Origin of the sequence: Dinoroseobacter shibae DFL 12 = DSM 16493, assembly GCF_000018145.1 — a bacterium.
GTDB lineage: Bacteria > Pseudomonadota > Alphaproteobacteria > Rhodobacterales > Rhodobacteraceae > Dinoroseobacter > Dinoroseobacter shibae.
On the sequence record NC_009952.1, the window covers coordinates 3,129,316 to 3,145,182 of the forward strand.

Consider the following 15,867-nt stretch of genomic DNA (forward strand, 5'->3'; position numbering starts at 1 on the left):
GGAACAGACTGATGGACGCCATCAACCCGGTCATCCTGATCGCCTCGCTGATCGTGGCCTCCACGCCGATCCTGCTGGCCGCCCTGGGCGAGCTGGTCTGCGAAAAGGCGGGGGTGCTGAACCTCGGGGTCGAGGGGATGATGATCTTCGGCGCGATCTGCGGCTTCGCCATCGCGGTGGAGACCGAAAGCCCCCTGCTCGGCTTTCTGTGCGCGGCGCTGGCGGGGGCGGCCCTGTCGATGATCTTCGGGGTGCTGACGCAGTTTCTGCTGTCCAACCAGGTGGCGACGGGTCTTGCGCTGACGCTCTTCGGGCTGGGGTTCTCGGCGCTCGTCGGGCAGGGTTATGTCGGGCTCAAGGCCCCGGCCACGCCCGCGGTGCCCTTCGGCCCGCTGGCGGACCTGCCCGTGGTCGGGCCGATACTGTTTTCCCATGACGCCATGGTCTATGCCTCCATCGCGCTGGTGGCGGCGGTCTGGTACGTGCTGGCCCATACCCGCGCGGGCCTGATCCTGCGCGCGGTGGGCGAGAGCCACGACGCCGCCCATGCGCTCGGCTACAAGGTGGTGCGCATCCGCCTGCTGGCGATCGCCTTCGGCGGGGCGCTGGCGGGCTTGGGCGGTGCGTATCTGAGCCTCGTGCGCGTGCCGCAATGGACCGAGGGCATGACCGCCGGCGCGGGCTGGATCGCGCTGGCAATCGTGGTCTTCGCCAGCTGGCGGCCCTGGCGGATCGTGCTCGGCGCCTATCTCTTCGGCGGGATCAGCGTGCTGCAACTCAACCTGCAGGCCGCGGGCATCAAGATCCCGGTGGAGCTTCTGTCCATGAGCCCCTATGTGATTACCATCGTGGTGCTGGTGCTGATGTCCCGCGACCGCACGCGCACCGCGCTCAACGCGCCCGCCGCACTCGGGCGCAGCTTCCACGCCTCCAGCTGACCCGCGCGAACTGCCCGTTTTCCGGGCACCCGCATAGCGATCCGGCAGGCCAGGCGCCGCCCCCTCTTGCCGCGCCCTCAGGGGCCTGTAGGATGCGACCGTCACCCGCGTCCGCCCGGGGACGCAGAACAAGAACCGGATTTACAGGGAACATGCGTATGAACTTCCGTCTCGCACTCAAGGGCGCCGCCCTTGCCGTGGCTACCGGCCTTGCCGGCATAGCCTCGGCCCAGGATGAGCCGCTCAAGGTCGGCTTCATTTATTGCTGCCCGATCGGCGATCTCGGCTGGAGCTACCAGCACGATGTGGGCCGTCAGGCCATCGAAGAAGAGTATGGCGACAGGGTCGAAACCATCTTCCAGGAGAGCGTTTCCGAAGGCGCCGATGCCGAGCGGGTGATGACCCAGATGGCCCTGTCCGGTGCGGACATCATCTTCGCCACCTCCTTCGGGTTCATGGACGCGACCAACAACGTGGCCGCCCGCTTCCCGGATGTGCAATTCGAGCACGCCACCGGCTACAAGCGCGAGCATCCGAACGTCACCACCTACAATTCGCGGTTCTATGAAGGCCGCGCCGTGGTCGGCCATATCGCGGGCAAGATGACCGAGACCAACAAGATCGGCTATATCGCCTCCTACCCGATCCCCGAGGTCATCATGGGGATCAACTCGTTCTTCCTGCACGCCCAGAAGGTGAACCCCGATGTGGAACTGACCGTGGTCTGGGTCTATTCCTGGTTCGACCCGGCCAAGGAAGCCGACGCCGCCCGCGCCATGATCGAGCAGGGCGTCGACGTGATCACCCAGCACACCGATTCGACGGCCCCCCAGGCCGCCGCCGAAGAGGCGATCGCCGCGGGCACCCGCGTCTTCACCTTCGGGCAGGCCTCCGACATGCTGCCCTACGCGCCCGCCCCGCGGATCGCGTCGATCATCGACAACTGGAATCCCTACTACATCAAGCGCGTGGGCCAGCTGCTCGATGGCACCTATGAGAGCATGGAAAGCTGGGGCGGGATGCCGGAGGGCGAGGTCGTGATCGGCGAGATCACCGACGAGGTCCCCGCCGACATCAAGGCCGAAGCCGAGGCCATGATCGCCGCCATCACTGCGGGCGAATACCACCCCTTCACCGGCCCGATCATGAAGCAGGACGGCAGCGTCTTCCTGGCCGAGGGCGAGGTCGCCACGGATGAGCAGCTCCTGACCATGAACTTCTACATCGAGGGCATCGACGGCGACATCCCGAACTGATCCCGCGCCCCAGACACACGAAACCCACCGTCACCCCGACGGCGGGTTTTTTTATGCAACGGCCCGAACCACGGATGGCGAAGGTCAGCCCTTCTTCATCGGGCAGGTGTTGATCCCCAGCATGGAATAGGCCGGGCAGTATCCCGCCAACCCGGTCAGCAGCGGGACGATCCCGATCAGGCCCCAAAGGGTCTGCGGGCCGACAAAGACCAGCGACAGCAGGACGAGACCGGCGATGACGCGCAGGGCGCGGTCGAGGGTACCTTCATTCTTGGGCATGGACGTGTTCCTCTTGGATTGAATCGACTTCCTGACCCGATCTTACACGATCCTGCGCCGCCCGTCGGTGACAAGGTCACAAAGGTTCCTGCGACACAGGCGGCAACCTTCGGTGTTCCCGAACCACGCCGGAGCAGGGCGCGCACCGCGCGGGCGCAGCAGCGAACCTCAGCGGTAGGTCTCGTCCTCGGCCGGGAAGCTGCGCGCGCGCACCTCGGCGGCATAGGCTCCCGCGGCCCGGTCCACCTCGCCGCGCAGATCGGCGAACTTGCGCACGAATTTCGGCGCCCAGTCCCCCAGCCCCAGCATGTCCTCCATCACCAGGATCTGCCCGTCGCAGGCCGCCGAGGCGCCGATGCCGATGGTCGGGATCGGGCAGGCCGCGGACACCTCTGCCGCCAGCGGCTCCACCATCCCCTCCAGAACCACGGAAAACGCCCCCGCCTCGGCCACGGCGGCGGCATCGGCATGGTGCAGCGGCCAGCTGTCCGCCTCGCGGCCCTGGGTCTTGAACCCGCCCATCGTGTTGGACGACTGGGGCGTCAGCCCGATATGGGCCATCACCGGAATACCGCGCGCGGTCAGAAAGGCGATGGTCTCGGCCATGCGCGCGCCCCCTTCCAGCTTGACCGCCTGACAGCCGGTCTCGGCCATGATCCGCGCCGCGGACCGGAAGGCCACCTGCGGGCTCTCCTCGTAGGACCCGAACGGCATGTCCACCACCACGAGCGCCCGGGCCGTGCCCCGCACCACCGCCGCCCCGTGGGCGATCATCAACTCCAGGCTCACGGGCAGGGTGGTCTCGAACCCGTGGCTGACCATGCCGAGGCTGTCCCCCACCAGCAGCACATCGCAATGGGCATCGAGGATACGCGCGAACTGCACATGGGAGGCGGTGAGCGCCACGATCGGCTCCGCCCCCTTGCGCGCGGCGATCTGGGGGACGGTCAGGCGGCGGATAGGGGCCGGTGCTGGGGGCTGTGCGGACATGGGATAACCTCCGGTTTCGGGCAGCTTTCCCCACGTCCGTCGCACCCTCAAGCGCGCTTATCCGCGCAGCCTGCGGCGCGCCAGCCCGGCGCCCTCCCGGCCCCTCCGGCACCAGCCCCCGCGCAGGCCCTCGAAACATCCCGCCTTGTCGCAAATCGGCCCGACATGGTCGGCTGAACGCCCCATGCTTTGCAGAGCGCTGTAGACTGCCCCGCAGGACAGTCGGAGGAAGCCCCATGAAAACCCAAGTCAAGGCGCTCGTCGTGGGCGGCGGTGCGGTCGGCACCGGGATCGCCTATCACCTGGGCAAGGCGGGGTGGGACGTGCTGCTGTTGGAGCGTGACGAGCTGACCTCGGGCTCCACCTGGCACGCGGCGGGCCTGCTGCCGCTCTTCAACATGTCCTACGCGACGTCGCATATCCACGACTATTCGGTGAAGTTCTACAAGGGACTGGAGGCTGAGACCGGCCTGAACCCGGGCTTTGCGGTGGTGGGCAACCTGCGCATGGCCCAGACCCAGGCGCGGATGGACGAATACATGCTCTATGCCGCCACCGCCGAGACCGTGGGCATCCCCCATGAATGGCTGACCCCGGCCCAGATCAGGGACCGCTACCCGCTGGTGCGGACCGAGGATCTGAAGGGCGCGATCCTGCACCCGACCGATGGCTACATAAACCCGGCCGATGTGACCCAGGCCATGGCCAAGGGCGCGCGCCAGCACGGGGTCGCGATCGAGCGGAAGTGGCAGGTCGATGCCTACGCCTGGCAGGGGGATCATTGGGCGGTGACGGTGACCAAGATGGCCGACCGGGGCGGCAACCTCGTGCCCACGGACGAACAGCAGGTCATCCGCGCCGAGCATGTGGTGACCGCCACCGGCAACCACGCTCAGCGCACCGCGCAACTGCTGGGCATCAAGATCCCCGCGATCCCGGTGGAACACCAGTATATCGTCACCGAACCCGACCCGGCGCTGGTGCAGTGGCGCAAGGACAACCCCGAGCACCCGGTGCTGCGCGACGCGGACGCGAAATGGTACGTGCGCGAGGAACGCGGTGGCTGGATCCTCGGCCCCTACGAGCAGGGCGCGCCCGCGCGGTTCAAATACGCCGTGCCCGAGAGCTTCCGCGCGGACCTCTTCCCCCTCGATCTGGAGCGGATCGAAGAGGAATACATGTCCATGATCCACCGGATTCCGACTTCGGAAACCGTGGGGCTCAAGGACGACTACAACGGCCCGATCTGCTACACCCCCGACGGCAACCCGCTGGTCGGCCCGGCGCCCGGCTTGCGCAACATGTGGCTGGCCGAAGGCTTCAGCTTCGGCATCACCGCGGCGGGGGGCACGGGATACTACCTCGCGCAGATGATGACCGAGGGCGAGGCGGAGATCGACATGGCCTCGCTGGATCCACGCCGCTACGGGTCCTGGATGACCACCGAGTATGCCGCGACCAAGAACGAGGAATGCTATGCCCATGTCTTCATCCTGCACCACCCGGATGAAGAGCGCGCCGCCTGCCGCCCCCTGCGCACCACCCCCGCCTATGACCGCCAGAAAGCGCTCGGCGCCCAGTTCGGGCAGGTCAACGGCTGGGAACGGCCCAATTACTACGGCCCCTTGGACGCGCCCGACAACTTCGATCACGACGCGCGGTCCTTCCGGCGCGGCGGCTGGTGGGACTACGCCCGGGCCGAGGCCGAGGCTGTGCGAAGCACCGCCGGGCTGATCGACGCCACCGCCTTTGCCAAGCACCGGGTGTCGGGGCCGGGGGCGACCGCGTTCCTGGACTGGTTCACCACCAACACCCTGCCGCGCGTGGGCCGGATCAACCTGACCTACGCCCTGACCGGGGCCGGGACCACCCACACCGAATACACGATCCTGCGAACGGGCGAGGACGACTATACCCTGATCTCCGCCGGGGCCTGGCACGCCTATGACCAGGACTTCCTGACCAAGGCGATCGAGGACACAGAGCCCCGTTTCGGCCGCATCACCCTGCAGGACACCACGACCCAGACCGGCGTCTTCGCCCTCGCCGGACCGAAGGCGCGCGACATCCTCAAGGCGCTGATCCGCGACCCGGACCCCGAAACGGCCCTCTCGAACAAACGCTTCCCCTGGCTCGGCACCCGCGAGATCGAGCTGGGCATGTGCCCCCTGCGCGCCGTCCGCGTAGCCTATACCGGCGCGCTGGGGTGGGAGCTGCATCACCCGATCGAGATGCAGACCTATCTCTGGGACCAACTGATGGCCGTCGGCGCGGCGCATGGCCTGAAACCCGTGGGCGCGCGGGCGCAGAACTGGCTCCGGCAAGAGAAATCCTACCGCGCCTTCGGCACCGAACTGGGCCGCGACGCCACTCCGCTGGAAGCCGGGCTGGACCGTTTCGTGGACCTGTCCAAGGACTTCCACGGCAAGGCGGCGATGGTGGAAACCGGGATTCGGTCGCGCTGCGTCACCCTGCTGATCGACGGGCCGGACGATGCCGACCCCTGGGGCCGCGAGGCGCTCTATGCCGGTGACACCCGGGTCGGCCGCCTGACCTCGGGGGGCTACTCCGTGGCCTTCGGCAAATCCATCGCCATGGGCTACGTCACCCCCGACCACGCGGCCCCGGGGACCAAACTCAAGGTCCGGATGTTCAACGCTCTCTGGGATGCGGAGGTCACCGAAGACAGCCCCTTCGACCCGCAAAACGCCACCATCCGCGCCGACGGCTGAAGCGCGCCTTCCATAAGGGCCCAAGTCCGGACATATCCCTACCGGAGGCCGCTGACGTCGCAGCCGGGCGCGTTCGCCGTGGGGCGCGAAACGGGTAAGGTGCCAAGCGGTTTCGAAACCGCTTGCCAGCACCCGGCCGGAACGCTGAGCGGCGGCGACATGGCGCGGGACTTGTCCAGACCGCACCACGCGTGCTCCCCCGTTTCGTCACATTTAACGGTTTCGATCTATACCGGTCGCGACTCTCTCTTGCGGCCCCGGAGACCGCCATGACCCTGATGACCCGCGTCGATGCGGCCCTGGCCGCGACCAAACCCGCACTGACCGGGCTTGCCTGCGATGCCCATGTCCGTACCCCCTGCGGCGAGCGGCGGGTGGAATTCCTGCGCCCCGGCGACCTGATCGTCACGCGCTCCGACGGGCTGCAACCCCTGCGCCACATCCTGCGCACCCGGGTGTCGCTCGCCGAGATGCGCGCCGATCCCGCGCTCGCCCCGATCCGGCTGACCCCGCGCGCCCTCGGCCCGCTGATGCCCGTCCGCAGCCTCGCACTTGCCCCGGACCACCCGGTGCGCGTGCCGGCCCACCTGCTGGGGCAGAGCGTCCCCGACCCGACCCTGCGCCTGACCGCGCGCAGCCTGGCCGACTATTTCGACGAGATCTTCGTGGACATGTCGGCCAACGGCGCGATCTATCACGGGCTGGTCTTCGACCGCCCCCAGGCACTGATGGTCAATGGCGTGCTGGTCGAAAGCGCGACGCCCGACGCGTCAAGCCTGCGTCACATGGACGAGGACACGCGCAAGGCCCTCGAGCGGCTCTTTCCGCACCTGCGCAGCAAACCCGTGCGCCTCGCGCTCTGAGCCCCGCTCAGGTCACTTCTCGGCCAGCGCGTCCCAGGCCGCCATCGCCTGCGCGGCATACATCAGCGACGGCCCACCACCCATCTGCACTGCCACGCCGAGCACATCGGCCAGCTCCTGCCGGGTGCCGCCCGCCTTGGCCAGCCCTTCCACATGAAACCCGATGCAGGGCGCGCAGCGTTGCGACACGGCAATTCCGAGCGCCACGAATTCGCGGGTCTTGAGGTCGAGTTCCCCACTCTCCTTGGAGGCCTTTGTCAGCGCCCCGAAGCCCCGCGCGGTCTCGGGGATCGCCGCGTTCAGGGTTCTCAGATCGCCACGGACCTCGTCCATATACGCCGTCCAGTCCATACCATTCTCCCTTCCGATGTTTCCAACAGGACATGACCCGGCCGCAGGCCGCACACCTTGATCACGATCAACCGCCCCGCCGGGCTCAGAGCATCGACGGCACCACCAGGTCCGGCGGGCGGTGACCGTCATCGAAGGTCTTGATGTTGATGATCACCTTCTCGCCCATCTCGGCGCGGCCCTCTTCCGTGGCCGAGCCCATATGGGGCAACAGAACGACGTTGGGCAGCTCGCGCAGGCGCGGGTTGACCTCGTGACCATGCTCGAACACATCGAGCCCCGCGCCCGCGATGTCGCCCGCGCGCAACATCCGGGTCAGGGCGTTCTCGTCGATCACCTCCCCGCGCGAGGTGTTCACGATGACCGCCGAGGGCTTCATCAGCTTCAGCCGCCGCGCATTCATCAGATGGAAGGTCGAAGGCGTGTGCGGGCAGTTCACCGAAATCACGTCCATCCGGCTCACCATCTGGTCGAGGCTTTCCCACCAGGTGGCTTCCAGTTCCTCCTCGATCCCCTTATGGAGCCGCCGACGGTTGTGGTAGTGAATCTGCATCCCGAAGGCCTTGGCCCGCCGCGCCACCGCCTGCCCGATCCGGCCCATGCCGAGGATACCCAGCCGCCGCCCGGCGATCCGTCCCCCCATCAGCGCCGTGGGGCTCCAGCCGGTCCAGGCCCCCGTTTGCATCAGCGCGAGCCCCTCGGGAATGCGCCGGGTCACCGCGAGGATCAGGGCGAGCGTCATGTCGGCGGTGTCGTCGGTCAGAACCCCGGGGGTGTTCGAGACATGGATGCCGCGCTGCCGCGCCGTGGCCACGTCGATATGATCCACCCCGGCCCCGTAATTCGCGATCAGCTTCAGCCGGTCGCCAACCCCGGCCAGCATCGCACCGTCGATATGGTCGCTCACCGTGGGGACCAGCACATCCGCCCGCCGCATCGCGGCCTGCAGCGCGTCGCGCGACATCGGCGTGTCGCTCTCGTTCAACTCCACGTCGAACAACTCCTTCAGCCGCGTTTCCACCGCTTCGGGCAACCGTCGCGTGACGACAACACTCAGGCGCTCACCGGGCATCGGCCCACCTCCACACTTTGCAATCCCGCGCCATAGTGGCAATAAGTGGAGAACAGGGGCAAGCAGATAGACCCCGTCGCGCAATAAAATGACCGGGCCGATTTTCCGGCCCCACGAGCAGTCGAGGCCCAAGATGATCCACCGCGCGCCCGCCGGGTGTCTTCGTGTCCTGTGTGTCACGCTTGTGCTGCTGTCCGGGTCGCTCGCCGTGGCCGGCCCGGCCCGGGCCGCCGATCCCGCGGCGCGCACCGCGGCCGAGGCCGAACCGCGCACCGGGCCGGTGACCAACCTGCCCCTGCCGCGCTTCGTGTCGATGAAGGCCGCCGAGGGCAATGTGCGCCGTGGCCCGTCCCTGACCCACCGGATCGACTGGGTGTTCAAGCACCGCAACATGCCGTTGGAGATCACCGGCGAGTACGGTCACTGGCGCCGGGTACGCGACCGCGACGGCGCGGGCGGCTGGATGCACTACTCGTTGCTGAGCGGCGCGCGCACGGTGATCATCGAGGAAGATCTCGCCCCCGTGCTGAGCCAGCCCAACGAAGATGCCCAGGTCCGCGCACGGGCCGAACTCGGCGTGATCGCCCGGCTTGAAGGCTGCGAGAACGCCTGGTGCCGGGTCCGGGTCGGGCGCACCCGCGGCTGGATGCAGGAAGCCCAACTCTGGGGCGTGACCCACACCCCGCCGCCCGTCGCCCTGCCCGAAGGCGAGGCCGAGGCCTATTCCGGCTTGGCGATGACCAGGTAATACAGCTGGTCGCGGTAGTAGATCACACTCCGCGTCACCCGGAAATGCACGATCAGGTTGTTGTTGACGCCGATCTGCGTCTCTTCCGTCAACATCCGCCGGTCCACCACTGCGTCCTGCGGCTGGCTGAGATCGAGCACGAGGCCGGAATAGGCCTCCAGGCTGATCGCCGCGCCGAGGAATTGCCGCTCTCCGAACAGGGACCGGGCCGCCCGGTTGGCGAAGGTCACATTGCCGTTCTGGCGCACCACCATGACCGGGTCCGGCACCGCCTCCAGCCCGGCGCGCAGATCGTTATCGGCCACGTTCAGCACCAGAAGCTGTGCGACCTCCCCCGCGGTATCATAAAGCGGCACGATCAACCGCCGCCAGATCCGCGCGAACACGTCCGAGGGCGGCTCATGCAGGCTCTTGACCCACTGCCCCCGGGCGATGACCGCCTGGTAGAGTGCCCGGAAGAAGCTGGAGATATAGCCGCCAATCTCGGAGGTTCGCCGCCCGCTCATATCCCGGCCATAGGTCGCGGCAACCTCGTCGCCGTAATGCAGATAAGTGAAATCCACCGGCGCCCCCTCTGCATCGCGCACCGGCGCCAGTACCATCATCCAGCCCTTGTAATGGGCCAGATCCGCCGCCTCGAACGCCGCGAGGGTCAACCGCCCGTCATCGCCGCAAAGCTTGCGCAACTCGGCCGCGAAGGATCGGATCACCGGGTGGCGCAGGTCGCGCGCCTGGGGGTCCCAGATCAGGATCGGTGCGCTGGCGTCCTGGGCCGCGAACAGCATCCGCAATGCATCGGTCCGTCCCTCGATGATCTCCCGGCTCAGCGCCGCGATTTCCGAGGGGTCGGAGGGGACGGCTGGGTCGGGAACGCTCTCGGGCATGGTGGCACACTCTGTGAAACGACGACTGCGGCCAATATACCACGGCAGACCTTTTGCGGGGGATTAATCTTCCCGGCCCTGCCTGCGCCGCAGGATCACGCGGCCTTGTCCAGCCCCCGTCCCTTGAGCAGGGCCTCGACCCCCGGCATCCGGCCGCGGAACGCGCGGTATAGCCCGTCTGCCTCCGCCGATCCGCCCGCCGACAGGATATGCGCCTCCAGCTTGGCGGCGGTGTCGGGGTCGAAGGCGCTGCCGGCCTCCTCGAAGGCCGCGAAGGCATCGGCATCCATCACCTCGGACCACATGTAGCTGTAATACCCCGAAGAATAGCCGTCGCCCGCGAACACATGGGCGAAATGGGGCGTTGCGTGGCGCATCCGGATCGCGTGGGGCATGCCCAGCTTGGCCAGCACCTCCGCCTGCCGCGCCATTGGGTCCGCGGGGGCCGCGCCCTCGTGGAAATCCAGGTCGACCAGGGCCGAGGCCACATATTCCACCGTCTGGAACCCCATGTCATAGGTTGCCGCGGCCAGCATCCGCGCCAGCAGGTCGGCGGGCATCGGCGCGCCGGTCTCCGCATGGACCGCGAAGGCGCGCAGCACCTCGGGCACCTCCAGCCAATGCTCGTAAAGCTGGCTCGGCAGTTCGACGAAGTCCCGCGCCACCGAGGTGCCCGAGATCATCGGATAGGTCACGTCCGACAGGATATGATGCAGCGCATGGCCGAACTCATGAAACAGCGTCCGCGCATCGTCGAACGACAGCAGCGCGGGCTGCCCCTTGGCCGGCTTGGCGAAGTTGCACACATTGGTGACAATCGCGCGGGTATCCCCGTCGAGCTTGTGCTGCGCGCGCAGCGACCCGCACCAGGCCCCCGACCGCTTGCCCGCCCGTGCGAAGTAATCCCCCACGAACACCGCCATCAGCCGCTCGCCGCGCCGGATCTCCCAGGCGCGTGCGTCCGGGTGGGCCAGCGGTGCATCGATGGGGGCAAAGGACAGCCCGAACAGGCGCGCGGCACAATCGAACGCCGCCTCGATCATCTTGTCGAGTTGCAGGTACGGCTTCAGCTCCGCCTCATCCAGGTCATGCTCCGCCTGCCGCCGCTTTTCGGAGTAATAGCGCCAGTCCCAGGCCTCCAACGGCCCGTTGACCCCATCCTCCTGCATCATCGCGGTCAGCACCTCGGCATCGGCCTCCGCCGCCGCCTTGGCCGGGGCCCAGACCGCCATCAGCAGATCGCGCACCGCCGCCGGGGTCTTGGCCATCTCCGGCTCCAGCTTGTAGTCCGCGAAGCTGTCGTAGCCGAGCAGTTTGGCGCGCTCCTCCCGCAGGGCCAGAACCTCTGCCGCGATGCCGCGATTGTCCGTGGGGCCATCATGCTCGCCCCGCGCGACCCAGGCCTCATAGGCCTTCTCGCGCAAATCCCGGCGCGGGCTGAATTGCAAAAACGGCACGATCAGAGACCGCGACAGGGTCACGACATGCCCCTCCATCCCGCGCTCCTCGGCCGCCGCGCGCGCCGTGGCGACGACGAACTCCGGCAGCCCCTCCAGATCGGCGTCGGCCAGCGGCATCACCCAATCGCGCTCATCCGCCAGCAGGTTCTGGGTAAACTCCGTCCCCAGCATCGCCAGCCGCGCCTTGATCTCCGTCATCCGGTCCTTGTCGGCCCCGGTGAGGGCCGCGCCCGCCCGGGTGAAGTCTTTGTAATACAGCTCCGCAACCCGCGCCTCTTCGGCCCCGAGGGCCTCGCGCCCCTCCCAGACCGCCGCGATCCGGGCAAAGAGCGCCGCGTTGGAGATCACTTCGGAATTATAGGCGCTCAGCTTGGCGCTGAAGTCCTTCTGCAGCGCCTCGCGCGCGGGCGTGCTGTCCGTGGCGGCGACGTGGTAGAACACCCGCACCACCTGCCCCAGCTTGCGCGCCCCGGCCTCCAGCGGGCGGATCGTGTTGTCGAATGTCGGGGCCTCGGCCGACCCGGCGATCGCCGCGATCTCGGCCCGCGCCTCGGTCAGCGCCGCCTCCAGCCCCGGCGCGAAATGGGCATCCTCGATCCGGTCGAAGGGCGGCAGGCCGTAGGGCGGGGTCCAGGTGTCGAGAAGCGGGTTGGTCATGGGCGGGTCTCCTTTGGAATGAACCTAGGACGCCCGCGACCCGGCAACAACCACAGCCCTGAAAACAAGCGGTATCAGACCCGGGCGCGCGATCCTGGCTCAGATATGCCCGCAGACCGGGCAGTCGGCGCGGCGCTTGAGCTTCACGGTCCGGGTCTCGGCGTTCAGCGCATCGTAGAGCATCATGCGCCCACTCAGCCCCGTGCCGGCATCGGTCAGCTCCTTCATCGCCTCCAGCGCCATCATGGTGCCGATCACTCCGGGCAGCGGCCCCGCGACCCCCGCCTCGGCGCAGGAGGGGGCGAGGCCGTCCGCCGGCGCCTCGGGGAAGATGCAGGCATAGCAGGGCGCGCCGCGCACCGGATCGAACAGGCTGATCTGCCCCTCCCACTGGGCAATCGCGCCGGAAATCAGAGGCTTGCCCGTGGCCACCGCCGCCTTGTTGACCAGGGTTCGGGTCTCGAAATTGTCATTGCCGTCGAGGATCAGGTCGTATTCGGCAAACAGTTCTTCGGCGATCTCCGCCGTCAGCCGCCGGTTGTAGGGGCGCACGGTGATGTGCGGATTGAGCGCGGTCATCGCCATCTCGGCGGAAAAAACCTTGGGCATGCCCGACCGCGCATCCGTATGGATCACCTGCCGCTGCAGGTTGCTCAGGCTCACGGTGTCGTGGTCGATCACCCCGATGGTGCCGACCCCGGCCCCCGCCAGATAAAGCAGCACGGGCGAGCCCAGCCCCCCGGCCCCCACGACCAGCACCTTGGCCTCCTTCAGCCGCTTCTGGCCCAGCCCACCGATCTCGCGCATCACGATGTGGCGGGCGTAGCGGTCCAGTTCCACGTCCGAGAACGGGCCGGTCTGCCGGGTTTCCGAGGGCGGCGGGGCCTGCACCCGTGCCCGCACCCGGCGCAGCCCGGCGCGGTAGAGCACCACCAGCACCGCGAACCCGCCAAGGATCAGCCAGAGCGCGGGCGACCCACCGGTCATCACCCGCAAGGGCGTGCCCTCGGGCAACAATACCTGGATGCCCAGCACCGCCACGTAGAGCAGACCCAGCAGCAGCCAGCGCGCCTGCGATGGCAGCCCGGCGCGGCGCGCCACCAGCCAGATGGTCAGGGCAAGAAAGAAGACGAAAATCATCGCGCTACCCCCGCCCTGTCGAGCCGAAGCCGCCCGCGCCGCGCGCGGTCTCTTCCAGCCGGTCCACCGGCGCGAACACCGCCTGGACCACCGGCGCGATCACCGCCTGGGCGATCCGGTCGCCATGGTGCAGCGTCACCGCCTCGGTCCCGATCACCGTCAGCAGCACGCCCAGGGGACCGCGATAATCGCTGTCGATGGTGCCCGGCGTGTTGGGCAGGCTGAGCCCATGTTTCAGCGCAAGGCCAGATCGCGGCCGGATCTGCATCTCGTAGCCCGCCGGGATCGCCACCCGCAGCCCCGTGGGCACGATCACCCGGCAGAGCGGCTGGATCTCGACGCCTTGATCGCGGATCTCGGGCGGCAGGTTGGCGCGCAGGTCCGCACCCGCCGCTCCGACGGTCGCATAGCTGGGCAAGGGGATTGCCTCATCCGCCCAGGGCTCGCGCAGCACCTCGATCATCAGGCTCATGCAAGCGCCTCGGCGATCCGGGCGGCGAGCTTCGCGGCGACCTGCGCCTTGTCCATGCGCGGCCAATCCTCGGCCCCCGCCGCGGTGATCAGGGTCACGGCATTCTCGGTGCCGCCCATGATGCCCGTGGCGGGTGAGACGTCATTGGCCACGATCCAGTCGCAGCCCTTGCGCAGCCGTTTCGCGGTGGCATGGGCGGTCACATCGTCGGTCTCGGCGGCGAACCCCACGACCAGCGCGGGCCGTTGCGGCCCCTTGGACACCGTGGCCAGGATATCCGGATTTTCGGCGAAACTGAGGCTGGGCAGCGTACCTGCCGCGTCCTTCTTCATTTTCGATGTGGCCGCCTCCGTCACCCGCCAGTCCGCCACCGCAGCGGCAAAGACGCCCGCATCCGCGGGCAAGGCCGCCTCCACCGCCGCAAGCATTTCAACGGCCGTTTGCACCCGCGTGACCGCCACGCCCGCGGGGGGCGGCACATCCGCGGGGCCGGTGATGAAACTGACCCGCGCGCCCAGGTCCCGCAAGGCAGCCGCAATCGCCGTGCCCTGCGCCCCGGAGGAGCGGTTGGCGATGTAACGCACGGGATCGATCGGCTCATGGGTCGGGCCGGAAGTCACCAGCACATGCCGTCCCGCCAAGGGCCCCTCCGACAGGGCCGCCTCGATGGCCGCCACGATGTCCTCGGGCGCGCTCATCCGTCCGGGGCCGAACTCGCCACAGGCCATCTCCCCCTCGTCCGGCCCCACCACCAGCACGCCGTCGCCCTGCAATGTCGCAAGGTTGCGCCGGGTCGCGGGGTGATCCCACATCCGCACATTCATTGCCGGTGCGATCAGCACCCGCTTGTCCGTCGCCATCAGAAGCGTCGAGGCCAGGTCATTGGCCAGCCCGCCTGCCATCTTGCCCATCAGGTCCGCCGTGGCAGGGGCCACCACCACCAGGTTCGCGGCCCGGCTCAGCTCGATATGGCCCATCTCCGCCTCGTCGGTCAGGTCGAACAGGTCGCGATAGACCTTCTCGGCGGCCAGGGCCGAGGCGCTCAAGGGGGTGACGAATTCCTCGGCGGCCCGGGTCAGCACAGGTGTGACCGACGCCCCCGCCCGGCGCAATTGCCGCGTCAGGTCGAGCGCCTTGTACGCCGCGATACCGCCCCCGATGATCAGGAGAATGCGTTTGCCTGCCAGCATGTTGGCCGCCCTTTTTGCGCGATTTCCCAAGGTGTAGGCCCGGCAGGCCCGGAACTCAACTGCGCGCTACCGGAAGGCCGCGCACGGATCGTCGCGCTCTGTCGGTGCGGTCACGAGCCAGCCGTCGAAGGGCGGCGCCTCCTCGGGCGCGGACTCAAACTGGCCCAGCGCATAGACCGTCACGTCGGGCGCGGCGCGGCTGAGGTACCAGGGCACCCCCCAATCTGTGCGCGCATGGCCGTTGCCGGTGATCAGGACCACGGGCGGGCCATGGGCCTCCAGCGCCTGCAAAACCGTGTCGGCAAAGGCCGCGTCGCGCAACCGCTGCGCGCCCACCATGCCGCCCAGCATCTCGGCGGGCAAAGCATCGCAATGGGCCTCCATCTGCATCGCTTCGCGCTCGGCCTGCTGGTCCTCGGGCAAAGGCTGATCAAGCCCGTAGCGCGCGGGATCGCCCCCGGCCTCGGCAAAGCTCTCTGCCGGGCCCTTGGCGACCGATCCGCGCACCAACGCCCGAGGCAGCGCCGCACCATAAAGCGGCACATCCGGCGCGGCCTCGAAGATCGGCCAATACATCTCGAAATCGGGCCAGCCGCTTTCGGCCCAGCCCAGCGCCGCGCCAAGGGTCTCGGCATCCATCCGATCCAGCTCGGTCAGGCCCTGCACCTGCCCGGGCGACAGCATCTCGAAGACCAGCGCCCTGGGCGCGATCGCCGCCACCGCCGTGGCCTGGTTCAGGTGATGGATCGGGCTGTCATGCAACTCGCCCAGGATGATCACATCCGCCTGGGGCAGCTGCGTGAGGTCCTCAGACAGCAACTCGCCCGCCGGGAGG

General features: G+C 68.2%; 15 protein-coding genes. 5 read left to right on the forward strand and 10 right to left on the reverse strand.

Annotated features, from left to right (window positions below; all coding sequences use genetic code 11):
• Positions 1-11: 11 nt before the first annotated feature.
• Both DSHI_RS15030 and DSHI_RS15035 read left to right on the forward strand, forming a co-directional pair.
• Positions 12-938 (forward strand): ABC transporter permease, encoded by a 927-nt coding sequence (locus tag DSHI_RS15030; protein ID WP_012179624.1) that lies wholly within the window; start codon positions 12-14, stop codon positions 936-938.
• 158 nt (positions 939-1,096) lie between these two features.
• Positions 1,097-2,194, forward strand: a complete 1,098-nt coding sequence (locus tag DSHI_RS15035; RefSeq protein WP_044028046.1) for a BMP family ABC transporter substrate-binding protein — start codon at positions 1,097-1,099, stop codon at positions 2,192-2,194.
• A gap of 84 nt (positions 2,195-2,278) precedes the next feature.
• Here the strand turns inward: DSHI_RS15035 and DSHI_RS15040 are convergent, their stop codons facing one another.
• Positions 2,279-2,473, reverse strand: coding sequence for a YgaP family membrane protein (locus DSHI_RS15040; protein WP_012179626.1), 195 nt, complete (start codon positions 2,471-2,473; stop codon positions 2,279-2,281).
• A gap of 168 nt (positions 2,474-2,641) precedes the next feature.
• Positions 2,642-3,463 carry a 3-methyl-2-oxobutanoate hydroxymethyltransferase gene (gene panB / locus DSHI_RS15045; protein WP_012179627.1) on the reverse strand — a complete coding sequence of 274 codons (822 nt, stop codon included), beginning with the start codon at positions 3,461-3,463 and terminating at the stop codon, positions 2,642-2,644.
• Between the two features lie 236 nt (positions 3,464-3,699).
• Here panB and DSHI_RS15050 point away from each other — a divergent pair, with 236 nt between their 5' ends.
• Both DSHI_RS15050 and DSHI_RS15055 read left to right on the forward strand, forming a co-directional pair.
• Positions 3,700-6,195 (forward strand): GcvT family protein, encoded by a 2,496-nt coding sequence (locus tag DSHI_RS15050; protein ID WP_012179628.1) that lies wholly within the window; start codon positions 3,700-3,702, stop codon positions 6,193-6,195.
• A gap of 269 nt (positions 6,196-6,464) precedes the next feature.
• Positions 6,465-7,058, forward strand: coding sequence for a Hint domain-containing protein (locus tag DSHI_RS15055; RefSeq protein ID WP_012179629.1), 594 nt, complete (start codon positions 6,465-6,467; stop codon positions 7,056-7,058).
• Positions 7,059-7,070: 12 nt separating this feature from the next.
• On the opposite strand, the gene DSHI_RS15060 is transcribed toward DSHI_RS15055, so the two are convergent.
• Both DSHI_RS15060 and DSHI_RS15065 read right to left on the reverse strand, forming a co-directional pair.
• Positions 7,071-7,409, reverse strand: a complete 339-nt coding sequence (locus DSHI_RS15060; protein WP_012179630.1) for a carboxymuconolactone decarboxylase family protein — start codon at positions 7,407-7,409, stop codon at positions 7,071-7,073.
• Between the two features lie 85 nt (positions 7,410-7,494).
• Positions 7,495-8,481 carry a 2-hydroxyacid dehydrogenase gene (locus DSHI_RS15065; RefSeq protein WP_012179631.1) on the reverse strand — a complete coding sequence of 329 codons (987 nt, stop codon included), beginning with the start codon at positions 8,479-8,481 and terminating at the stop codon, positions 7,495-7,497.
• 133 nt (positions 8,482-8,614) lie between these two features.
• Here DSHI_RS15065 and DSHI_RS15070 point away from each other — a divergent pair, with 133 nt between their 5' ends.
• Positions 8,615-9,229: an SH3 domain-containing protein gene (locus DSHI_RS15070; protein WP_012179632.1), complete on the forward strand. Its 615-nt coding sequence runs from the start codon at positions 8,615-8,617 to the stop codon at positions 9,227-9,229.
• Here DSHI_RS15070 and DSHI_RS15075 read toward each other — a convergent pair.
• The 6 genes from DSHI_RS15075 to DSHI_RS15100 all read right to left on the reverse strand — a co-directional run bounded on the left by DSHI_RS15075 (position 9,202) and on the right by DSHI_RS15100 (position 15,851).
• Positions 9,202-10,113, reverse strand: coding sequence for a PAS domain-containing protein (locus tag DSHI_RS15075; RefSeq protein WP_012179633.1), 912 nt, complete (start codon positions 10,111-10,113; stop codon positions 9,202-9,204). The two genes, DSHI_RS15070 and DSHI_RS15075, sit on opposite strands and share 28 nt — an antisense overlap.
• 95 nt (positions 10,114-10,208) lie before the next feature.
• Positions 10,209-12,230 carry a M3 family metallopeptidase gene (locus DSHI_RS15080; RefSeq protein WP_012179634.1) on the reverse strand — a complete coding sequence of 674 codons (2,022 nt, stop codon included), beginning with the start codon at positions 12,228-12,230 and terminating at the stop codon, positions 10,209-10,211.
• 99 nt (positions 12,231-12,329) lie between these two features.
• Positions 12,330-13,370: a HesA/MoeB/ThiF family protein gene (locus DSHI_RS15085; RefSeq protein ID WP_012179635.1), complete on the reverse strand. Its 1,041-nt coding sequence runs from the start codon at positions 13,368-13,370 to the stop codon at positions 12,330-12,332.
• Positions 13,371-13,374: 4 nt separating this feature from the next.
• On the reverse strand, positions 13,375-13,842 hold the full coding sequence (dut, locus tag DSHI_RS15090; RefSeq protein ID WP_012179636.1) for a dUTP diphosphatase: 468 nt from the start codon (positions 13,840-13,842) through the stop codon (positions 13,375-13,377).
• Entirely contained in the window at positions 13,839-15,032 is a 1,194-nt protein-coding gene (gene coaBC, locus DSHI_RS15095; RefSeq protein ID WP_012179637.1) for a bifunctional phosphopantothenoylcysteine decarboxylase/phosphopantothenate--cysteine ligase CoaBC, read from the reverse strand. Before coaBC ends, dut begins: the two co-directional genes overlap by 4 nt.
• 66 nt (positions 15,033-15,098) lie before the next feature.
• Positions 15,099-15,851 carry a ChaN family lipoprotein gene (locus DSHI_RS15100; protein ID WP_012179638.1) on the reverse strand — a complete coding sequence of 251 codons (753 nt, stop codon included), beginning with the start codon at positions 15,849-15,851 and terminating at the stop codon, positions 15,099-15,101.
• Between the last annotated feature and the right edge of the window lie 16 nt (positions 15,852-15,867).